The organism is Collinsella phocaeensis, assembly GCF_900119895.1.
Taxonomy (GTDB): domain Bacteria; phylum Actinomycetota; class Coriobacteriia; order Coriobacteriales; family Coriobacteriaceae; genus Collinsella; species Collinsella phocaeensis.
Genome location: NZ_FQLR01000004.1, coordinates 922,997 through 943,341, shown reverse-complemented (window position 1 = coordinate 943,341; position 20,345 = coordinate 922,997). Strand labels below are relative to the sequence as shown.

Annotated in this window: 20 protein-coding genes; 10 read left to right on the top strand and 10 right to left on the bottom strand. The window is 64.0% G+C overall.

All coding sequences use genetic code 11. The features are described from left to right. The first annotated feature begins 125 nt into the window (after window positions 1-125). The gene (locus tag BQ7355_RS06080; RefSeq protein WP_072415381.1) at window positions 126-1,091 is read left to right on the top strand and encodes a 3'-5' exonuclease; all 966 of its coding nucleotides are present in this window, start codon (window positions 126-128) and stop codon (window positions 1,089-1,091) included. A gap of 103 nt (window positions 1,092-1,194) precedes the next feature. Here BQ7355_RS06080 and BQ7355_RS06075 read toward each other — a convergent pair whose 3' ends face one another. Beyond that, entirely contained in the window at window positions 1,195-1,860 is a 666-nt protein-coding gene (locus tag BQ7355_RS06075) for a Crp/Fnr family transcriptional regulator (RefSeq protein WP_072415380.1), read from the bottom strand. A 162-nt stretch (window positions 1,861-2,022) separates the two neighbouring features. Here BQ7355_RS06075 and BQ7355_RS09385 point away from each other — a divergent pair, with 162 nt between their 5' ends. The 8 genes from BQ7355_RS09385 (at window position 2,023) to BQ7355_RS06040 (ending at window position 9,927) form a co-directional block, all read left to right on the top strand. Continuing rightward, the gene (locus tag BQ7355_RS09385) at window positions 2,023-2,223 is read left to right on the top strand and encodes a hypothetical protein (protein WP_240307337.1); all 201 of its coding nucleotides are present in this window, start codon (window positions 2,023-2,025) and stop codon (window positions 2,221-2,223) included. After that, window positions 2,187-3,296 carry a nickel-dependent lactate racemase gene (larA, locus tag BQ7355_RS06070; protein WP_240307378.1) on the top strand — a complete coding sequence of 370 codons (1,110 nt, stop codon included), beginning with the start codon at window positions 2,187-2,189 and terminating at the stop codon, window positions 3,294-3,296. Before BQ7355_RS09385 ends, larA begins: the two co-directional genes overlap by 37 nt. 85 nt (window positions 3,297-3,381) lie before the next feature. Beyond that, on the top strand, window positions 3,382-4,113 hold the full coding sequence (gene larD / locus BQ7355_RS06065) for a D/L-lactic acid transporter LarD (protein WP_072415379.1): 732 nt from the start codon (window positions 3,382-3,384) through the stop codon (window positions 4,111-4,113). 220 nt (window positions 4,114-4,333) lie between these two features. Beyond that, window positions 4,334-5,158 carry an LURP-one-related family protein gene (locus BQ7355_RS06060; protein WP_072415378.1) on the top strand — a complete coding sequence of 275 codons (825 nt, stop codon included), beginning with the start codon at window positions 4,334-4,336 and terminating at the stop codon, window positions 5,156-5,158. Window positions 5,159-5,650: 492 nt separating this feature from the next. Beyond that, window positions 5,651-6,718 carry a PDDEXK family nuclease gene (locus BQ7355_RS06055; RefSeq protein ID WP_143761770.1) on the top strand — a complete coding sequence of 356 codons (1,068 nt, stop codon included), beginning with the start codon at window positions 5,651-5,653 and terminating at the stop codon, window positions 6,716-6,718. A gap of 385 nt (window positions 6,719-7,103) precedes the next feature. Continuing rightward, complete coding sequence (locus BQ7355_RS06050) at window positions 7,104-7,448, top strand: ArsR/SmtB family transcription factor (RefSeq protein WP_072415376.1); 345 nt, start codon at window positions 7,104-7,106, stop codon at window positions 7,446-7,448. Window positions 7,449-7,630: 182 nt separating this feature from the next. Then, window positions 7,631-7,849: a cation transporter gene (locus tag BQ7355_RS06045; protein ID WP_072415375.1), complete on the top strand. Its 219-nt coding sequence runs from the start codon at window positions 7,631-7,633 to the stop codon at window positions 7,847-7,849. Between the two features lie 182 nt (window positions 7,850-8,031). Next, on the top strand, window positions 8,032-9,927 hold the full coding sequence (locus BQ7355_RS06040) for a heavy metal translocating P-type ATPase (RefSeq protein WP_072415374.1): 1,896 nt from the start codon (window positions 8,032-8,034) through the stop codon (window positions 9,925-9,927). Between the two features lie 213 nt (window positions 9,928-10,140). Here the strand turns inward: BQ7355_RS06040 and glyA are convergent, their stop codons facing one another. From glyA to BQ7355_RS06025, 3 genes are all read right to left on the bottom strand, one after another. Beyond that, entirely contained in the window at window positions 10,141-11,406 is a 1,266-nt protein-coding gene (glyA, locus tag BQ7355_RS06035; RefSeq protein ID WP_338027646.1) for a serine hydroxymethyltransferase, read from the bottom strand. Between the two features lie 189 nt (window positions 11,407-11,595). Beyond that, complete coding sequence (locus tag BQ7355_RS06030) at window positions 11,596-12,024, bottom strand: FKBP-type peptidyl-prolyl cis-trans isomerase (RefSeq protein WP_072415373.1); 429 nt, start codon at window positions 12,022-12,024, stop codon at window positions 11,596-11,598. Window positions 12,025-12,152: 128 nt separating this feature from the next. After that, the gene (locus BQ7355_RS06025) at window positions 12,153-13,427 is read right to left on the bottom strand and encodes a uracil-xanthine permease family protein (protein ID WP_072415372.1); all 1,275 of its coding nucleotides are present in this window, start codon (window positions 13,425-13,427) and stop codon (window positions 12,153-12,155) included. A gap of 167 nt (window positions 13,428-13,594) precedes the next feature. On the opposite strand from BQ7355_RS06025, the gene BQ7355_RS06020 reads away from it, so the two are divergent. After that, on the top strand, window positions 13,595-14,311 hold the full coding sequence (locus BQ7355_RS06020; protein ID WP_240307336.1) for a M48 family metallopeptidase: 717 nt from the start codon (window positions 13,595-13,597) through the stop codon (window positions 14,309-14,311). Here the strand turns inward: BQ7355_RS06020 and folB are convergent. From folB to nrdD, 6 genes are all read right to left on the bottom strand, one after another. Beyond that, window positions 14,308-14,802: a dihydroneopterin aldolase gene (gene folB / locus BQ7355_RS06015; protein ID WP_072415370.1), complete on the bottom strand. Its 495-nt coding sequence runs from the start codon at window positions 14,800-14,802 to the stop codon at window positions 14,308-14,310. The genes BQ7355_RS06020 and folB overlap by 4 nt on opposite strands. Before the next feature lie 30 nt (window positions 14,803-14,832). Beyond that, complete coding sequence (locus BQ7355_RS06010) at window positions 14,833-15,372, bottom strand: HD domain-containing protein (RefSeq protein ID WP_240307335.1); 540 nt, start codon at window positions 15,370-15,372, stop codon at window positions 14,833-14,835. A gap of 7 nt (window positions 15,373-15,379) precedes the next feature. Then, window positions 15,380-15,937: a GTP cyclohydrolase I FolE gene (gene folE, locus BQ7355_RS06005; RefSeq protein WP_072415369.1), complete on the bottom strand. Its 558-nt coding sequence runs from the start codon at window positions 15,935-15,937 to the stop codon at window positions 15,380-15,382. Window positions 15,938-16,102: 165 nt separating this feature from the next. After that, window positions 16,103-16,582 carry a hypothetical protein gene (locus tag BQ7355_RS06000; protein WP_072415368.1) on the bottom strand — a complete coding sequence of 160 codons (480 nt, stop codon included), beginning with the start codon at window positions 16,580-16,582 and terminating at the stop codon, window positions 16,103-16,105. 96 nt (window positions 16,583-16,678) lie between these two features. Next, the gene (gene nrdG, locus BQ7355_RS05995; protein WP_072415367.1) at window positions 16,679-17,260 is read right to left on the bottom strand and encodes an anaerobic ribonucleoside-triphosphate reductase activating protein; all 582 of its coding nucleotides are present in this window, start codon (window positions 17,258-17,260) and stop codon (window positions 16,679-16,681) included. 180 nt (window positions 17,261-17,440) lie between these two features. After that, window positions 17,441-19,663 carry an anaerobic ribonucleoside-triphosphate reductase gene (gene nrdD, locus BQ7355_RS05990; protein ID WP_072415366.1) on the bottom strand — a complete coding sequence of 741 codons (2,223 nt, stop codon included), beginning with the start codon at window positions 19,661-19,663 and terminating at the stop codon, window positions 17,441-17,443. Window positions 19,664-20,345 lie beyond the last annotated feature (682 nt).

Below are 20,345 nucleotides of genomic sequence, written 5' to 3'. Positions count from 1 at the left end.
CGTAGGGTTTGCCCGAACGGCTTGCAGACCGTCGGCGTGTCGGGTGAAGATGCTAGTATACTCTCAGAAGTTTTCTTTGGGTAACTATTTTACCCGCTGACGGAAAAGGTTCGAAAGGTACACACATGAACGCTCAGCAGGCACTCGAGTACTCGATGCAGCCCTTTATCCCCATGTTCATCTACGGCGACTACGACGCCATGGAATCCGAGCGCCAGCGCGGCGAGGAGGCCATCAAGGCTCTCATCGACGAATGGCGCTCCAACGACGAGCCCGGCTTCGGCTTCGACGTCATTCTCGACCTGGCCGACCGCAACCGCGAGCTGTGCGACCAGATCGGCGAGGCGCGCCTGCGCAACCTCTCCAGCCCGCTGCTCGCCCGCAACCTCTCCGACGCAGACCTGTGCGCCGCCATCGGCAAGATGCAGGGCCGCGCGGCCAGCGCCGTCGCGCGCGAGGTCCGCGGCGACCGCGACGCCTACTCCGTCGCCTACGTGCGCAAGCCCATCAAGGGAACGGTGCTCGGCATCGACATCGAGACCACCGGCCGCGCTCCGGAGCGCGGCTACATCATCAACGTCGGCTGGGAGATCATGGAGCTCAAGAGCGACGCCGTGCCGCACGACCCGCAGGCCTTCTACTGCGGCATCCCCGAGATGTACCGCGAGGCGGGCGTGCCGCTGGCGGACATCCACCACATACAGTGGGCCGACCTCGAGGGCAAGACGCCGTTCCGCACGGACGCGAAACTGCACAAGGAGCTGCTCCGCCTCATGAAGCGCTATCCCATCATGGCGCACAACGCCGCATTCGAGGACAGCTGGTTCATGCTGCACCTCCCCGGCTACGCCGAGGCGCGCCGTGCGGGCAAGATCATCGTGATCGACTCGCGCCACATCTGCCGCTCCGTCGACGGCGAGGTGCGCACCCTGCCGCGCGAGAGCGCGCCGGCGAGCCTGCAGAACTGGGCGCGCCGCCGCGGCACGCTCGCCGCGGACGAGAACGAGCTGCACCTGGGCCTCGACGACACGGACCTCATGCTGCGCACCGTCCAGGCCGAATTCAACGGGAAGAACATGTTCAAGGAGTAGGAACGCCGACGGGGCCCCACGGGGCCCCGTTCGCTGCGCATCGCATCCGAATGCGCAAGACGCCCCGAGCCGGCCGAACACGACGGGAAAGCCGAAGGCCCCGTCAGTCCATCACATAGCGCTCGAGGCTCGACGGCTTGCGCACGACGATACGCCCCTCTCCCCTGCACGTCGACACGATCCCCCGCTCGCGAAAGCCGCGGAAGATGCGGTTGACGCTCGTGCGCGACGAGATGCCGCAGAAGCGCGCGATGTCCTCGTTGGCGATATCGAGCGAAATCGAGGTGCCCCCGCGCCCCGCCTCTCCGAACCTCCGGCACATATCGTAGAGGAAGCCCCCGACTGCGCGGACCTTCCCGTTCATCGTGAGATAGCGCATGCGGTACAGCGCCTCGTCCAAGCTCGCGCGGTAATAGTCCTTCATGTAGGCGAGCAGGCGCGTGTCCTCGTTCACGTACTCCCAAAACGCTATGCGCGGGACCGCCATGTAGACGGCTTCCTCGGATTCCACCCGCACGCTATAGGGGGACTTGGCCCGGCTGCTCACCTCGTCGCGAAGCAGGGACACGGGACTTGGGCCTTGTATGTAGAAGATGTTGAAGTGCTCGCCTTCGCGAAGCGTCACGCTCGCCTTGACCACGCCCGATACGAGAACGTACACATACGCCTGGTCCAACCCGTAGTACGACAGGTACTCGTGACGCGATTTTCGCTGCTCGGGCACGCCTTTGCCCCTCAGATACCGCACGAGATAATCGCCCTGCTCCATCGTATCCCCTCTTGCCGGCTCTCCTGTGAGCACTCGACGATAGACCACTACCGACGCGCGGCTGTGGCAATTGGCAACAGCATCCGGTATCGCCACATCTCGGCGACAGACACATAGTCTCCCAGTGCCCGAACGAAAGGGCGCGAAAGAAAGGAGGCGCACATGTTCGAGATGGATGTGCCGTATGACCGGAAGCGGCTGCGCGTACGGCTGCCCGAGCGCAACGTGGCCGGCGTGCTCGCCGGCAGGCAGGGTGACTACGAGCCCGATGCCGAGCAGGAAGGGCTTATCGAGCGGCGCTCGACGGCCCGTACGGAACCCCGCGTCTGGACGAGCTCTGCCGCGGCAAGCGCGATATCGTGATCATCAGCTCAGACCACACCAGGCCCGTTCCGTCCCGCGTGACGATGCCCATCCTGCTGCGGCGCGTCCATGCGGCGGCGCCCGAGGCGCGCGTGCGAATCCTCGTGGCGACCGGAATGCACCGCGCGTCCACGCACGAGGAGCTCGTTGACAAGTACGGCGAGCGCATCGTCGCCGAAGAGGAGATCGTGATGCACGTCGCCACCGACGACGCAGCGATGGTCGAGGTGGGCACGCTGCCCTCGGGCGGCGCCTGCATCATCAACCGTATCGCAGCCGAAGCGGACCTGCTCGTCACCGAAGGGTTCATCGAACCGCATTTCTTCGCGGGCTTCTCGGGATCGCCCAAGTCGGTCCTACCCGGCGTGGAATCGTACAAGACGATCATGTACAACCACAACGGGCAGTTCGTGCACGATGCGCGGTCGCGCGCCGGCGTGCTCGAGGGAAACCGCGTGCACGCGGACATGATGGCGGCCGCCGAGATGGCCGGGCTCGCCTTCATCCTGAACGTTGTGCTCGACGGGGAGCACCGCGTCATCGGTGCCTTCGCGGGCGACATCCACGCGGCGCACGAGGCGGGATGCTCCTTCGTACGCGAACTCGCCGGTGTTCGAGCCGTAGATTGCGACGTCGCGATCACAACGAACGGCGGCTACCCGCTCGACCAGAACATCTACAAGGTCGTGAAGGGCATGACCGCCGCCGAGGCGACGCTGGGCGACGGCGGCGTCATCATCGCTGTCGCCGGATGCGCGGACGGGCACGGCGGCGAGGGGTTCTTCGACAGCATCGCCGGAAGCGACCCGGCCGAGTTCGAGCAGGCCTGCATCGACCGCCCCAAGGACCAGACGCTGCCGGACCAGTGGACCGCGCAGATCTTCGCACGCATCCTGGCGCACCACCCCGTGATCCTCGTGACCGACCTGTGCGACCACGAGATGATCCGCGCCATGCACATGACGCCCGCAGTCTCCGTCGACGAGGCCGTTCAGCTGGCCTTCGACTTCAAGGGACCGGATGCGCGGTTCGCCATCATCCCCGACGACCTCGGCGTCGTCGTCCAGCGCTGACGCCGAGACACGCCGGACAGCATTGCTTCCGATATAGCGCACCGCGGTTGCAACGGCTCTACACCCTCTCACCGAAAGGACCCCCATGATCAACAACCTCTTCGCCGAATTCGCCTCGGCGGCGCTCATGATCGCCTTCGGCGCCGGCGTCCGCTGCGACATCACGCTCAAGGGCAGCAAATACCGCGACTCGGGCCACATGTTTGCGATCACCACCTGGTCGTTCGGCATCAGCGTCTGCCTGTTCATCTTCGGTGGCGTATGCATGAACCCGGCCATGGCGCTCTGCCAAGCGATCGTCGGGCTCATTCCCTGGAGCAGCGTGGTGCCCTACGCCGTCGCCGAGGTGCTCGGCGGCATCGCAGGCGCCTGCATCGCATGGCTCATCTACGCCGACGACTTCCACGCCTCCGAAGGCGAGGTCGACCCTGTCGCGATCCGCAACATCTTCTCGACCAACCCGACGCCCGAGTCCTACAACCTGGTCCGCAACTTCTTGATCGAGGCGTTCGACACCTTCGTGTTCCTGACCGGCATCCTGTGCATCGCCGCCCATGCAGGAGAGAACCCGCTCGCGTTGGGCATCGGCGTGGGCCTGCTCGTCTGGGCCGTGGGCATGGGCCTGGGCGGCGTGACCGGCTTCGCGATAAACCAGGCGCGCGACCTCGGCCCGCGGATCGCCTACCAGCTGCTGCCCATTCGGGACAAAACCGATAACAACTGGCTCTACGGCCTGGTGGTGCCGGGGCTCGCTCCGTTCGTCGGCGCCATCGCGGCGGCGCTGTTCAGCACGCTCGTGCTCGGACTGGCGTTCTAGCCCATAGCCCCCGCACACATGTCGGACAAGCAGGCGCGCCGCGGCGAAACGCCATGCCCCGCTCTCGACGAGCGCCCAGACTTATCTCATTAGAACAGGTCGCCGTGTCTGCACAAGGAATTGTGCAGACACATGGCGCATCCTTCCCTACACTCATGGGTAACGAAGGGCTTGCAAGCGTTCTTCCATCGTTTCCCTGAGTCCCATGGAAGGAGCAGAGATGATGCTCTCAGAACAGATCAAGCGGGGTCGCAACGCGCTCGGTATGTCGCAGGCCGATCTTGCCGAGGCGATCTGGGTCTCTCGCAACACCGTGTGCAACTGGGAGACCGGCGCGACGACGCCGGATATACAGAGCCTGGTCCTCATGAGCGCCCTCTTCGGGGTCTCCGTCGACGAGATGGTCAAGGGCGACGACAAGGTCATGGCTCAGGCGGTCGCGCGCGACCGGCGCCACATCCTGCTTGCCGGCCCCCTGATGCAAAGCGACCCTGAAAGCGCCGAGCCAAAGCTCAGCCTCTTCGACCTCAACGCAATCGGCAGCAGCGTATACGGAAAATTCGAGAGCACGGACATCACCGATGCCGGCGCGCTCGCCTTCCGCCTGGTGCGCGTGGCATCGTTTTTCAGCCGCAGCCTCTACTTCATCGTTGACGAGAACGGGCGACGCGTTGGCAGCATCGCACGCAAACGCGCCCTTTACCGTCCCGTCTACCAAGTGCGCATAGAAGGGTTCAAGCGTGTCCAGCTTAGTCAGGAAGTGCGCATGGACAACGGCTTCAAGGATGTCATCCGCTTCGAAGGCGAGGGCATCACCGTGAGCGGCAACCTCATGGGAGACGATTTCGCCATACAACGTGAAGGCACTCAGATCGCATCCGTGCATGTCAGGCCCGCGAACAACCGCGTCGCCTACGGCATTGAGCTCGCGAACGACGAGACCGCCCCACTCGCGCTCGGCATCGTCCTCACCATCATGATGCTGCGCAACTACGACCAAGTGTGGGTTCGCGGCTCAGCCCGAAGAAAGATGCCTTCACGATGAACCAACGCCATTCGGGCCAGGATTCTTCACCCCGATGCCCCTTGCCCGTCAGCGTTAAGCAGGCAATTTGGGGTAAATTGCTCCCGACCGTCGCAGCAGTGTCTTATGTGTCGCGTTTTTCGTATTACTTCTCAGGAACGCTTTGTATACCAACTTTGATGCAATTGCTTGACCTGCACTTTTATTGGTTCAAGTGTATCGTGTACTTTGCACATTCAAGAATCGATACGAAAAACACCACCCATGAGCAAGGGACGCCCGAGCAAGTCAAGCCGATGTCGGAGCCCGGCGCAATTTCGGCGCCGCAAAGCAGGATGCCTGGGACCCGCCGCTCATACCGATGCGCCTCACCGTGCCTCATCCCGATAGCTCTTTCGCCAATCAAACATATATTTAACATAATGTAACGTACTTCATATGTTTACTACATTCTTATAGATATTGCGTGATACCTCGAGTGCCTGATTGTGCGTTCGCAAAACGGACGATACCTTGTCGAGCATGGAAAAGATCTTATGCGACATATCGGCCCTGAGGTACTATCGGACACCTCCACGCTATCTGTATGCCTTGCCGGAAATATGCGATTTCGACACACCTTATGGAAGGTCGAAGCTGCACGAGGACCTGGTCGCATCAAGCATACTTGGCATTCCCATCCATGCGCTCAGCCTAGGAGGTGAAAGGCTCACCTCCACACTTGTCCACCAGCACTTCAGGACAAAGCGCATCCCGCCAGACGGCATCGTCGACACCCCATTTGGCGTTTCAGTCACCTCGCCTTTGTTCACTCTTCTTATGCTTGCGGGAAAACTCGATCCCATCGAGCTGGCGTTGCTCATCTACGAGTTCGCAGGCACGTTTACCAGCTCGGCAATGGATCCAAGGCTTGCGCGAGAAATCGAGTGCTCAGTCAGCAAAGATCAGCTAAACGGACTCGATGAGTGGCAGGTGGTCGACACCGGGTCAAAAGAGCGCAACGACCTATGGAGCCGACCTCCCCTCATGGCTCTCGACAACATCATGGAGTTTCTCGAACTTGACACGAGCGCTCGCGGCGCGCGTCGCCTGCGGCGCGCGATGCGCTACGTAACGGGCTGCGTCGCCTCTCCATTTGAAGCCAAGGCGTCCATACTGCTGGGAGCACCTAGAAAACTCGGAGGCGAAGGCCTGAGCGGCCTTCAAAACAACCTACCCATCGCGCTCGACAACGACGCAAGGCGCATCTGCGGGAAGCACACCGTATACGGCGATATCGTTTGGGAAAAAACCCGCGAGCATCCGGCCGTTATCCTCGAATGCCAAGGCGCGATCGTTCATGATTCGATCGCGAGCGCTCAGGCAGACGATGATCGGGCGTTGGCCCTCGAGCAGATGGGCTATCAGGTTGTTCGCATAACGTACAAGCAGATTGCCGACGAGGCACGTTTTCAGCTGCTGGCAAAACATCTCGCAGACCTCCTGCATATCACCAAGCGCCCGCCGTCTTTCCAAACGGCGCAACGCCAAGCCCTAATGCGGGAGAGACTGTTTGGCCCCTGGCCTTTCTGCGACTCATGACTCAAGCCGCTCCCATGCACATGAACATGCAGGTGCACATGACGATGTAGCACGTTTTTCGTACGCTTTGGCGAAAGTATATTGTATACCTTGTTCATAGTATTTCATCTACCTGCATATTTATCAGCTAGAGCACGCGATATACTTCGAGCCTTCTCGAAGGCGTACGAAAAACGCGTCACATGCGCAATCGTGTCAACGATACCCCGTCTCTCGCAGCAACAACGCGCGGCGATCGTGGGCCGCACCCGACCCCCGTCGCTGCACCCAACCTTTTAAATGGATTCAATCCCAAGAAAGGGCCTTCTTCTTGACATGTGAGCACACGTTCATATAATCAAGGGTAAGGTATGTATGAGCATATGTTCATATGAGAGGAGAAGAAATGACGGTTTCCGAAGAACGAGACGAAGCGCCGAACGGCTTCAGCCGTGAAACCGATGCCATGCCCGAAGACGAGCTGCTCTACGACCTTGCCGACCTGTTCAAGGTGTTCAGCGACACCACGCGCATCAAGATCCTGTATGCGCTCATGACCGACGAACTGAGCGTCAACGAGATCGCCGAGAGCCTCGGAGCATCTCAATCCGCGGTATCCCATCAGCTGCGCATCCTCAAGCAGGCGCACCTGGTAAAGTTCCGCCGCGACGGACGCAACATCCACTACTCACTGGCAGACGACCACGTTCTGACCATCCTCGACCAGGGACTCACGCACATCTGCGAGTGACTCCGCCAAACCTCAATTTAGGGGCAAGCACTGAATTGAGGTATCGAGCAAGCGCTCATGCGCTTATCAGCCGTTCAGCCAACGGCCTTCGCCGATACACACCCCATAGAACAAGAGCGTCCCGGAAGTAGGTCACAAAAAGCGCCAGTCCCAAACTGTGGGGCAGCCAGAAAGGAACCATCATGCGTAAGGTTTTCAAGCTCGACGAGATCGACTGCGCCGTGTGCGCCGGCAAGCTCGAGGACGCCATCAAGAAGCTCGACGGCGTTCAGGGCGCCAAGATCAACTTCCTCACCCAGAAGCTCACCCTCGAGGCCGACGACGACAACTTCGACGCCGTGCTCGATGCCGTGGTGAAGCTCACAGCCGAGATTGAGCCCGACTGCGAGATTCTGCGCTAGCACACGACTCGATCCCATCGACCGGGACGGGACGAACTCTTCACTCAGCCTCGCTAGGCTCAGCAATCTCAGCGAGCTCGTCCTGTCCCGACATGCCTTATCCCATTCGTAGCGACGCCGGATAACCGGTCGTACCCCCACCCCATATGCTGGCGGCATCGCCGATTGGAGCTATCCTCAACATGAACAAGAAACAAAAGAAGTGGCTCAAGCGCATCCTTCTCGCGCTCGCGATCTTCTTCGCCGTCATGGCGCTCGACGAGTTCGGCGTGCTCGCAGCCGTATTCGGCAAGCCTGGCGCGCTCTACGCGAGCTTTGCCCTCTACCTCATCCCCTACCTTATCGCCGGCCACGACGTTCTGCAGAAAGCCTGGCGCAACATCCGCCGCGGCGAGGCCTTCGACGAGAGCTTCCTCATGACGGTCGCGACCATCGGCGCGTTCGCGATGATCTTCTTCCCCGACACCGAGCCGCATATGGCCGAAGGTGCCGCCGTCATGCTCTTCTACCAGGTAGGTGAACTGTTCCAGAGCTACGCCGTGGGCAAGAGCCGCAAGTCCATCGCCGCCATGATGGATATCGCGCCGGATTACGCCAACATCGAGCGCGACGGGGAGCTCGTGCAGGTCGATCCCGACGAGGTGGCCATGGGCGACATCATCGTGATCAAACCGGGTGAACGCGTGCCGATCGACGGTATCGTCATCGACGGCGCCTCGCAGCTCGATACCGCGGCGCTCACCGGTGAGTCCGTCCCGCGCCACGTCGAGGCAGGCGGCGAGGTCATCTCCGGGTGCATCAACATGACCGGCGTCCTTCGCGTACGCACCACCAAGCCCTTCGGCGCCTCCACGGTGAGCCGCATCCTCGAGTTGGTCGAGAACGCGAGCGAGAAGAAGGCCCACACGGAGAACTTCATCACGCGCTTCGCCCGCGTCTATACGCCCATCGTCACCTTCGCGGCGCTCGCCATAGCCGTGGTGCCCCCGCTCATCGGCATGGGCGCCTGGGCCGACTGGATCCTGCGCGGCCTCACCTTCCTCGTGGTGAGCTGCCCCTGCGCGCTCGTCATCTCCGTGCCGTTGTCCTTCTTCGGCGGCATCGGCGGCGCAAGCCGCCTGGGCATCCTGGTGAAGGGCTCCAACTACCTCGAAGCGCTCGCACAAGTCGACACGGTGGTGTTCGACAAGACCGGCACCCTCACTTCGGGCACCTTCAACGTGGTGGCCATCCATGCCCAAGATGGCGTCGACCCCGATTACGTGCTGTCCATGGCGGCGCACGCCGAGGCGTTCTCCGACCATCCCATCGCCATCTCCATCAAGGAGGCCTACAGCGGCAGCATCGACCAGGCGCGCATCGCGCAGGCTGCCGAGGAATCCGGGCACGGCGTGGCGGCAACCGTCGACGAGCACGTCGTGCTCGTGGGCAACGACAAGCTCATGGCAGCCCACGGCACGGACTGGCACGACTGCGAGCTCACCGGCACGATCCTGCACGTCGCCATCGACGGTGCGTACGTCGGCCACATCGTGATCGCCGACGTGGTGAAAGACGACGCCGAGCAAGCCATCCGCGACCTGCACGCCGCGGGCGTCGAGCGCTGCGTCATGCTCACCGGGGACCGCGAAGAGGTGGCGCGCGCCGTGGCCTCCAAGCTCGACCTGGACGAGTACCACGCGCAGCTCTTGCCCGGCGACAAGGTCGAACAGGTCGAGCGCATCCTCGACACGGCACGCGGCAACCTCGCCTTCGTGGGCGACGGCATCAACGACGCACCGGTCCTCACCCGCGCCGACGTCGGTATCGCCATGGGCGCGATGGGGTCGGACGCCGCCATCGAGGCCGCCGACATCGTCCTCATGGACGACAAGCCGAGCAACATCGCCCGCGCCATCGGCGTCGCGCGCAAGACCATGTGCATCGTGCACCAGAACATCGTGTTCGCGATCGGCGTCAAGGTCTTGATCCTGGTGCTCGCAGCGCTCGGCATCGCCAACATGTGGCTCGCCGTCTTCGGCGACGTGGGCGTGGCGGTCATCGCGATCCTGAACGCCATGCGCGCGATGCGCGTCTAGGCGTCTAGTCTAGATCGTCCGTTCCCCCGGTCCCCCAGCTGCATATCCCTCCCCGCTCTCAGCTTCGCCGCTTCCAAGCGATCGCGCACGGGGGATATGCGAGCTGGGGGCCTTTCCTTCACGGCCCGTGGCAGCGTAGGCGCGCGATTCGGGCTGCCGCGGCGACGCGGCAGCAGGGGCACCGGACCTAAAGCCCGATATGCAGCCATGGGGCTATCGGCCCAACATGGGATACAGCGGATGCACCTCAAGCAGGCTCTCCACGCGCTTGCGCACGCGCATGCGCTCGGTCGCGCGTGCAGGCGAGAACACCACGCGAGCGATGAGCGTTCCGATCTCGCGGAACTCCTCGGCCGTGAAACCGCGCGTCGTCGCGGCGGCGGATCCCACGCGAATGCCGCTGGTCACGAACGGCGACCTCGGCTCCCCCGGTATGGAGTTTTTGTTGACCGTCAGCCCAACCGCCTCGAGCAGGAGCTCGGCATCCTTGCCCGTCACGTCTGCAGCCGTAAGATCCACCAGGCACAGATGGTTGTCCGTCCCACCGGACACCAGGCGCAGGCCGCCATCGACCAGCCCCTCCCCGAGCGCGGAGGCGTTGGCCACGACGCGATCGATATACGCCGCGAACTCAGGGCGCGCCGCCTCGCCGAAGGCGACGGCCTTTCCGGCGATGACGTGCATGAGCGGGCCGCCCTGGGTACCGGGGAACACCGCGGAGTCGATGGCGCGGGCCAGCTCGGCATCGTTGGTGAGGATGAAGCCGCCGCGCGGGCCGCGCAGGGTTTTATGGCTCGTCGAGGTCACGACGTCCGCATATGGAAAGGGCGAGGGGTGCGCCCCCGTGGCGACCAGCCCCGCGATGTGCGCCATGTCCACCATGAGGCGCGCGCCCACGCCGTGCGCGATGGCGGCGAGGCGCTCGAAATCGATGACACGGGGATACGCGGACGCCCCGGCGACCACCAGCTTGGGGCGCTCCCGTTCGGCCAGGCGAGCGACCTCGTCGTAATCGATCGTCTCGGATTCCGGATCGAGGCCATAGGGCACGAAACGGTACAGCTTACCCGAGAAGTTCGCCGGGCTCCCGTGGGTGAGGTGACCGCCTTGGTCGAGACTCATGCCCAGCACCGTATCGCCCGGCTCGAGCAGCGCGGCGTAGGCGGCGAGATTGGCGTTGGCCCCGCAATGCGGCTGAACGTTGGCGAATTCGCAGCCGAACAGGGCGCATGCCCGGTCGCGCGCGAGGTCTTCCACCACGTCCACCTCCTCGCACCCGCCGTAATACCGTCGTCGAGGATACCCTTCCGCGTACTTGTTGGTCAGCACGCTGCCCACCGCCTCGAGTACCGCAGGGCTCGTGAAGTTCTCCGACGCGATGAGCTCGATCGTGCCGCGCTCGCGAGCGAGCTCGGCATCGAGCGCACGAGCGACCTGCGGATCGGCATCCTGCAGAATCTCGACATCCAAAGCGCGCACGGTCTCTCCGATCTCTTTGATATGCTGCACACGCAGTGTCAGTTGCGTTTCATGGTACCCAGCCATGCGGGAAGGCATGCCCGCATGTATCCGAGCGGCGGCAATGCTGACGGAGAACGGTATAAAAAAACCGGATGCCCAAGCTCAAGGCCCGGACATCCGATACATGGCGCGATGTGGGGAAACGGGTTACTCCGCGACCTCGACGAGCTCGATATCGAAGTTGAGGTCGCAGCCGGCGAGCTCGTGGTTGGCGTCGAGCTTGACGCCTTCGGGCGTGACCTCGACGACCGTCACGGGCACGGGCATGCCGCCGGGGCCCTGGAGGAAGAGCTTCATGCCCACCTGGATCTTGTCGAAATCGGGCACCTCGGAAGCCGGGAAGAAGAGGATCATGTCCTCGGAGCGCTCGCCGTAGGCCTCGGCCGCAGGGATGTGGACGGTCTTCTTCTCGCCCACCTCCATGTCGAGCACGGCGGCGTCGAAGCCCTTGATCATCTGGCCGGCGCCGGCGACGAACTCGATGGGCTCGCCGCGATCGTAGCTGGAATCGAACTGGGTGCCGTCGTCGAGCGTGCCGCGGTAGTGGGCCTTGACCGTCTTACCCTGGTTGGACATGTGCATCCTCTTTCTATCGATGGGTCGCCCGCCCTGCACGGGCGCACACATACCTTACGTGACCGCCGGCGCGATTCGCAGGATCGATTGCCGGCATGCTGCACCACTATACCCGAGCGCGGCGCGGCTTATGCCTCCGGCTCGCCCTTCTTCTCCGGCGGGAGCACCAGGTTCAAGACGATGCCCACGAGCGTGGAGGTCGCCATACCGGGCAGGGTGTAGTCGCCCAGCGGGATGGCGATGCCCGAGGTCTCCATGCCGACGCCCAGGATGATGACGACGGAGGCGATCATGAGGTTGCGGTTGACGTCGAAGTCAACGCCGTTCGAAACGAGCATGCGCAGACCGTTGGAGGCGATGAGGCCGAACAGCAGCAAGCACACGCCGCCCATGACCGGGCTGGGAATGGAGTTGATGAGCGCGGCGAGCTTGGGGCACAGGCCGCCGACGATGAGCGCGAAGCCACCGGCGTACCAGAAGATCTGCGTGGAGTAGACGCGCGTGACGCTCATGACGCCGATGTTCTCGGCATAGGTGGTGGTGGGAGGACCGCCGAGGAAGCCCGAGATCATGGTGGACAGCCCGTCGCCCGCAAGGGAGCGCGGCAGCAGCGGGCGGTAGTCCTTGTCGACGATCTCGCCCACGGCGAGCAGGTGGCCGATATGCTCGATGACCGTGACCACGGCGACCGGCGCGATGAGCGCGATGGCCCCCATGTCGAACTTAGGGAAGCTGATGCCGGGCAGGCCGATCCACGCGGCCTCGGCGATGGGCGCGAAGTCCACCATGCCGAACGCCACGGCGACCGCATAGCCCACGATGATGGCGAGCAGCACCGGCACCGTGCCGACGATGCCGCCGCGGCCGGAGAAGATCACCGCCGCGAGCAGCGTGACGGCGGCGACCAAGGCGCCCTGCGGGTTGAACACCGAGGCGCCCGCGGCGTCGGTGCCCATGAACGCCATGTTGGCGGCGGTGGCGGACAGGCCCACGCCGATGACCACCATGACCGAGGCCACAAGCACAGGCGGCAGCAGACGGTCGAGCCACCCCGTTCCGACCAGCTTGATGATTCCCGCGACCGCGAAGAACACCGCACCCGCGACGATCACGCCGGACATGGCGGCGTCGAGTCCGCGCGTGGCGCCCACCGCGAGGATGGGGCTGATGAAGGCGAACGAGCTGCCGAGGTAGCTGGGGATCTTGTTGCCGGTGACGAGTACGTAGCAGATGGTGCCGATACCCGAGCACATGATGGCGACGTTGGGGTCGAGGCCGGTCAGCACGGGGACGAGCACCGTGGAACCGAACATGCTCATCATGTGCTGGATGCCGAGCGGGATGGCGCGCGCCGGGGAGACCCGGTCATCGACGCCGATGACCTCGCGCTCGCGATGGCTCATGGGCGATCCTTTCGATTGGGAACACGTCCGAACCATCGTACCGTGTCCGCCGCCTACGCGCAGCCCGAACCGGGGTATCCTAGTGACGTTTCTGACCGGGCCCCAAGCGCTTCGCGAGCAGGCGTCGCGAGCCCCGTATGCCCAAAGCCTCGAAGGGAACTCGACGCGTGCCGAAGACGACCGCCATCATCCTGCATATCGACGGACTCGAGGTTCCCGTCGCGGTGCGCCGGGCCAACGTCAAGAACCTCAACCTTCGCGTGCACCCGGACGGATCGGTCTCGGCGAGCGTCCCCCACCGCGTTCCGTGGCAAGACATTGAGGCGTTCGTCCAACGACGGGCGGGCTGGATCGCACGGCACGTCGCGCGAGCCGGCGGCGCGCCGGCGGCGGACGCGCCCGCGCCGCCGCTCATCCCGCTATGGGGGGAAGTCGTCGACACCGCCTCCCGTCTCGCATGGACGGGCCCGCTCGACGACCTTTGCCGAACCGAATTCGAACACAGGCTCGATGCGCTCTACCGGCGCGAAACCGCAAGCGCCCTCGAGCGCCAAACGGGGCGATGGGAGCAGGCCATGGGCGTTTCCGCCTCTTCCTGGTCCGTTCGCAACATGAAGACGCGCTGGGGCTCATGCACGCCGGAGCGGCGGAGCATCCGCATCAACGCGAAGCTCGCGGCGTACCCGCCGGCGTGCCTCGACTTCGTGATCGCCCACGAGCTCTGTCATCTGATGGAGCCGAGCCACAACGCGCGGTTCCATGCCCTGCTCGATATCTACTGCCCCGACAACCGCACGGCGGCGGCGCTGCTCAAACGGCCACCATCCGAAGTCGCCGGCATCACGCCGGCGCGCAGCGCGCACGCTCCGGGCATGCTCCCCTAGCGGATCGCGGCCCGGGTGCGCTCGATCTCCACGGCGACGGTGGCGAGCGGAAGGCCGACCGGGGCCCAAGGCTTCTCCAGGCGGACACGGACGCCCAGGGCAGCGGGATACCGGCGCAGCACGAGCGCCGCCACGCCCTCGGCGGCAGCCTCGATCAGCTTGTACGTGTTGTCACGCAGAAAGGCGTCGACGTCATGCGCCACGGCGCCGTAATCGATGGATGCGTCCAGGTCATCGGTCGCGCCCGCGCGCGACGTGTCGGCATAGACGGTCAGCGACACGACGAACTTCTGGCCGAGCGCGGTCTCCTCGGGGTACACCCCGTGGTTCGCCCAGACCTCGAGACCCTCGATGCAGATCTTGTCGGCATGCGCCAGGTCGTCCTCGACATGGGCCAAGGCGGTCCGGGTGGCAGGAACCCCAGCCTCTCTGCGGGCGAGCTCGGCACCCTCGGTCCTCGTCGCGTTCTCGGGCAGGTGCTTCGTGCTCATCTCGTGCGCTCCTCTCTCCGGAGCGACGCGTCAGGCGTTGAGCTCCAGGTTCTTCTTCTCTTCCGGCCAATAGCAGCTCGTTCGGGCTCTGCACGCGTAGCAGGGCCGGCTCGCCTTGTCCGCGACGGCGATCAGGCGCGGCAGCGCGTCCAGACCGGTCTCGCCTGATCCGTCGAGCCCGCGATGACCCGCCACGGCGGCCACGATCGCCGCACGCTCTTCAGCCGAAAAACGGTAGTCGGCATCTACCGTACCCAGAATCTCGCCGGCGATACGGGCGCCGGCGGCATCATGGTGCTCCCCTGTCGCATACTGCACGGAACGACCGATGTCGTGGAGCAGGGCGGCGGCGTAGACGACGTCGCGCGGAATGCCGCAACCGAACTCGAGATTGGAGATATGGGCCAGGCGCGCCACGTCCAGCAGGTGGTCGAGGCCGTGGCGGCACCAGACGCGGTCGCGCTCGGAGCCCTCCACGGCATCGATCGAGGCGGCGAAGCGGCTGTCGCGCAGCACAGCGGCGGCGCGGGGCATCGCCGGGAACAGCGCGGCGACCTCAGGGATGCTCACGGCGCGCTCACGCCCGAAGCATGCGGAAGAAGCGCTCCTCGAGCGCGGGATCGGACTCGAAGACGCCGCGGCGCGCGAGCGTGACGGTCTTCGTGCCCGGCTTCTGGACGCCGCGCATCGTCATGCACATGTGCTCGGCCTCGATATGGACAATGGAGCCGGCGCAGCCCAGCTCGTCCATAAGGGCGTCCGCGATCTGGGAGGTCAGCTGCTCTTGAAGCTGGAGCCTGCGGGCGAACACCTCGACGGTGCGGGCGAGCTTGGACAACCCCGCGACGCGGCCTCGGGGCACATAGCCCACGGCGACCGTTCCGTAGAACGGCAGGAGATGATGCTCGCACAGGGAGTAGAACGTGATGTCGCGCTCGATGACCAGATCGTCGGAAGGCACGGCGAACGTCTTGGAGAGATGCTCGGACGCGCTCGCGCCGTGGCCGGCCATGAGCTCCGTGTACATGCGCGCGACGCGGTCCGGGGTCTCGACGAGCCCCGCGCGCTCCACGTCCTCGCCGATGCCCTCGAGCAGCAGCTCGACAGCCCGCCTCACCTTGTCCTGATCTACCACGGCTCTCCCGCTTTCCCACCATTGCGCCCGTAGACGGCATGCAGATATTGGTTGCTATCGTATCACGCGTCAAGCGATGCGGCCGCACGCACACCGACCGTTCTCCCGCACTGCGCGCCGCGCGTTGCGGCACGGCAACCGAGGCGCCCGTCGTGCCTCTGCCGCTCAGCTCCCCATCAGCCCCATCCGGTCGCCATCGATCTCCAGATACCCGACGGCCCGCCCCCGATCGTCCTTATAGGAGAGCCGCAACGTGCCGACCGGACCCTCGGCGCTATCGACCAGGTTGTACCTGTTGGGATCATCGGTCTCCTCAAGAAACCCATTCAGAAACTTGTCCTGGCTGCGGTCTTCGTACACGGCGACGTACGTCCACGGCGTCCGGGAAAGCGGCTCGCCATCCGGATCCTTCGCCTCACTCGGGTCGAAGATCGTGAGGTTGCCGGAATAGTCGGCTCCGACGGTGTGTCGGGGGATGGCGCGGTACGAGCCGTAAGGCGTGAAGCCGGTGCGAGCGCCGGCATACAGCGCGTCGATCGTCTTCTCGGCGCGCAGGGCGCATACCGCCGCGGCGACAGCGAGCAGAGCAAGGAACCCGACGAGCACATGCCGCTTAACACGGGTCTTGGAATCGTCCTGCACCATAGAAAGCCGCCTTCGCCCGTAGAGATTTGCTGCGGCTTCGGCATATCAGCAAAAAGCCGCTTCGAGGCCTGTCAAAAAGCGCTTCCCGCCACAACCCTACATGCTGTGCGTCGAGAACACGGGGTCGTCTTCCCACAGGCAAACCGCCTCGGCGAGCGAGACGCCCTCGCGCGAGGCGCGGTCGCGCGTGGCGTTGAGATCGATCACGCGCTGGTTGGAAGAGCCGCGAAACCTCAGCGTGATGTCGTGGAGCTCCTGCACGAAGGCGCCGTCGACCAGGATGTCGATGCAGTCGAGCAGGCGGTCGGTCACATCGGTGCGATGCGGGCCGCCGGGCATGAGTTCATCGAGCGTGTCGCCGGTGTAGCACCAAACGGTCTTCCCGCCTCCGCGCGGATAGCGGCGGCGCAGGTCCTCGAGGAAACCGACCAGCCCCTCCTGGTTCTCCGGCTCCATGGGCTCCCCGCCCAAGAGGGTGATGCCGTCCACATAGGCCGGGGCGATGCTGTCCGCAACCGCCTGGGCGACCTCATCGGTAAAGGGCTCGCCGGCGGCGAAATTCCACGCCGACTCGTTGAAGCAGTGCGGGCAGTGCCGACGGCACCCGCTCACGAACAGCGTGGTGCGCACGCCCTCGCCGTTGGCGATGTCCGAATGCTTGATCTCCGCATAATTCATAACCGTCCCCCCACATCTTTCTACTCCGCTACCTGCAGGATGAGGGCAGGGGCTGCCCGAGCGCATGCCATCCGTCGCGAGTTCCGCACGAACAGAAGGCCCCGGTGGGGCCTTCGTCGTGAGCAGAACTGCCCGAGCAGCGGATGGCATGCGCCCGGGCAGCCCCGCCGGGACCGAACCCTACAGATGCAGCACGCGATCGCGGATCTCCTCGGTGCGGCCCTGGTTCCAGAACTGCGTACCGATGTAGCCGCAGGTCCGGCGCGCGACGTTCAGCGTCTCCTGGTCGCGGTTGCCGCAATGCGGGCACTCCCAGACCAGCTTGCCGTCGTCCTCGACGATCTTGATCTCGCCGTCGTATCCGCAGACCTGGCAGTAGTCGCTCTTGGTGTTGAGCTCCGCGTACATGATGTTGTCGTAGATGTACTGCATGACGCGGATGACGGCCTTGAGGTTGTCCTGCATGTTGGGGACCTCGACGTACGAGATGGCGCCGCCGGGCGACAGGCGCTGGAACTGGCTCTCGAACTTCAGCTTGTCGAAGGCGTCGATCTCCTCGGACACGTGGACGTGGTAGCTGTTGGTGATGTAGCCCTTGTCCGTGACCCCGGGGATGATGCCGAAACGGCGCTGCAGGCACTTGGCGAACTTGTACGTGGTGGACTCGAGCGGCGTGCCGTAGATCGAGTAATCGATGTTCTCGGCCGCCTTCCACTCCGCGCACTTGTCGTTCATGTGCTGCATGACCGCCATGGCGAAGGGAGTGCCTGCATCGTCGGTGTGGCTCGCGCCCGTCATGTACTTCACGCACTCGTACAGGCCGGCGTAGCCGAGGCTGATGGTCGAGTAGCCGCCGAAGAGCAGCTTATCGATCTTCTCGCCCTTCTTGAGGCGCGCGAGCGCACCGTACTGCCACAGGATGGGGGCGGCGTCGGACAACGTGCCGAGCAGGCGCTCGTGACGGCAACGCAGGGCTCGGTGGCAAAGGTCCAGGCGCTCGTCGAAGATCTCCCAGAACCGGTCCATGTCCTGATGGGAGGAAAGCGCGACATCCGGAAGGTTGATGGTGACGACGCCCTGGTTGAAGCGACCGTAGTACTTGGGCTTGCCCGGCTCGTAGTTGAGCGCGTTGGCGATGTTGTCGTAGCCGTTGCCCGAGCGGTCCGGGGTGAGGAAGCTGCGGCAGCCCATGCAGGTGTAGCAGTCGCCGTTGCCCACCGTCTCGCCCTTCGAGAGCTTGTACTCGCGCATCTTCTTCTCAGAGATGTAGTCGGGCACCATGCGCTTGGCAGTGCATTTGGCGGCGAGCTTGGTGAGGTAGAAGTACGGGGTTCCCTCGGCGACGTTGTCCTCCTCGAGCACGTAGATGAGCTTGGGGAACGCAGGGGTGATCCACACGCCCGCCTCGTTCTTGACGCCCTCGTAGCGCTGGCGCAGCGTCTCCTCGATGATCATGGCCAGATCGCGCTTCTCGGCCTCGGAGCGAGCCTCGTTGAGATACATGAACACCGTGACGAACGGCGCCTGGCCGTTGGTGGTCATGAGGGTGACGACCTGGTACTGGATGGTCTGAACGCCGCGACGGATCTCGTCGCGCAGGCGGTCCTCGACCACCGAGGAGATCTTCTCCTCGTCGGCGGCGACCCCCAGCTCGGCGAGCTCGGCGTTCACCTGGCGGCGAATCTTCTGGCGGCTGACCTCGACGAACGGGGCGAGGTGCGTGAGCGAGATGGACTGCCCGCCGTACTGGCAGGAAGCCACCTGGGCGATGATCTGCGTGGCGATGTTGCAGGCGGTGGAGAAGCTGTGCGGGCGCTCGATGAGCGTTCCGGAGATGACCGTGCCGTTCTGCAGCATGTCGTCGAGGTTGACGAGGTCGCAGTTGTGCATGTGCTGCGCGAAGTAATCGGAGTCGTGGAAGTGGATAAGGCCCTTGTTGTGGGCGTCCACCACCTCGGCCGGCAGCAGGACGCGCTGGGTGAGGTCCTTGGAGACCTCGCCCGCCATGTAGTCGCGCTGCACGGAGTTGACCGTGGGATTCTTGTTGGAATTCTCCTGCTTGACCTCTTCGTTGTTGCACTCGATGAGGGACAGGATCTTATCGTCCGTGGTGTTCTTCGTGCGCTTGAGGCTCTGGACGTAGCGGTAGATGATGTAGCGGCGAGCGACCTCGTAGTGGTCGAGCGCCATGATCTCATCCTCGACCATGTCCTGGATCTCCTCGACGGAGACGGTATGGCCCGCAGCCTCGACGCGATCCGCCACGTTCTGGGACGCATAGACGACCTGGCGCTCGGTGAGGCGCTCCTCCTCTTTGACCTCGCGGTTGGCGCCACGGATAGCGGTGGCGATCTTGGAGATGTCGAAATCGACCTCGGTGCCGCTGCGCTTGATGATCTTCATGGATACTCCGCTCCGCTCCTCTGTAATCCGTCGTACTGTGAACCATATCGCGCCGTGAGGACAAAACGACGAGCACCGGATCGGGGTGCCCGCCGCATGGACTGACGGTACGCTGCGTCGCTCAAACGTCACGGGCCGCGACGCCGCGGCGGATTGCTCCACCGGACGGGTGCGCCCCGCTTGTAGTGCTATCTACTATAGACGAAAAACAGTTACAAAATCTTGTGAATCTTTGTACGACATTCACTATATGTTGTGTTTCCGCAGGTCAAACAATATGAGTCAACGACAGATTCCTTTACTGGGCGGCGCGCTATCGAAAGTGCCTCGCCGCGCGCACTTCCCCGACCTGCGCGTATCGTGCGGACGATTGCGCGATGTGGTTTTACCGTGCTCCACAAACAATTCCGCAAACGGTCGCACGGGAAGAAAACGGACAGGAAGCCACATCTTGTGTCCCCGAGAAGCACGAGGAGCCGCCCGCGCCGCCCCTCAGAAAGGGGACAGGCACCGAGTTGAGAACCGGGGCACGTTTTCCCCGTCTCACATTGGCGCCCGTCCCCGAATTGAGGATGAAGCCGTGCAGGCCTGCCGGGGCTCGTCCTCCCCTAGCCTGCCGCCGTGCCAAAGGGGACGTACCCCTCTGGCACGCCCGTCACCGAGGCCGATAAGGAAGTGCCCC

Excerpts from the sequence above, each read along its gene's own strand:
- BQ7355_RS06045 (WP_072415375.1), top strand. The coding sequence starts at position 7,631 with ATGCGTAAGGTTTTCAAGCTCGACGAGATCGACTGCGCCGTGTGCGCC.
- BQ7355_RS06025 (WP_072415372.1), bottom strand. The coding sequence starts at position 13,427 with ATGAGCCATCGCGAGCGCGAGGTCATCGGCGTCGATGACCGGGTCTCC.
- BQ7355_RS06040 (WP_072415374.1), top strand. The coding sequence starts at position 8,032 with ATGAACAAGAAACAAAAGAAGTGGCTCAAGCGCATCCTTCTCGCGCTC.
- folB (WP_072415370.1), bottom strand. The coding sequence starts at position 14,802 with ATGAGCACGAAGCACCTGCCCGAGAACGCGACGAGGACCGAGGGTGCC.
- BQ7355_RS06030 (WP_072415373.1), bottom strand. The coding sequence starts at position 12,024 with ATGTCCAACCAGGGTAAGACGGTCAAGGCCCACTACCGCGGCACGCTC.
- BQ7355_RS06000 (WP_072415368.1), bottom strand. The coding sequence starts at position 16,582 with ATGGTGCAGGACGATTCCAAGACCCGTGTTAAGCGGCATGTGCTCGTC.
- larD (WP_072415379.1), top strand. The coding sequence starts at position 3,382 with ATGATCAACAACCTCTTCGCCGAATTCGCCTCGGCGGCGCTCATGATC.
- BQ7355_RS06075 (WP_072415380.1), bottom strand. The coding sequence starts at position 1,860 with ATGGAGCAGGGCGATTATCTCGTGCGGTATCTGAGGGGCAAAGGCGTG.
- BQ7355_RS06080 (WP_072415381.1), top strand. The coding sequence starts at position 126 with ATGAACGCTCAGCAGGCACTCGAGTACTCGATGCAGCCCTTTATCCCC.
- BQ7355_RS06050 (WP_072415376.1), top strand. The coding sequence starts at position 7,104 with ATGACGGTTTCCGAAGAACGAGACGAAGCGCCGAACGGCTTCAGCCGT.
- BQ7355_RS06060 (WP_072415378.1), top strand. The coding sequence starts at position 4,334 with ATGATGCTCTCAGAACAGATCAAGCGGGGTCGCAACGCGCTCGGTATG.
- nrdD (WP_072415366.1), bottom strand. The coding sequence starts at position 19,663 with ATGAAGATCATCAAGCGCAGCGGCACCGAGGTCGATTTCGACATCTCC.
- nrdG (WP_072415367.1), bottom strand. The coding sequence starts at position 17,260 with ATGAATTATGCGGAGATCAAGCATTCGGACATCGCCAACGGCGAGGGC.
- BQ7355_RS09385 (WP_240307337.1), top strand. The coding sequence starts at position 2,023 with ATGTTCGAGATGGATGTGCCGTATGACCGGAAGCGGCTGCGCGTACGG.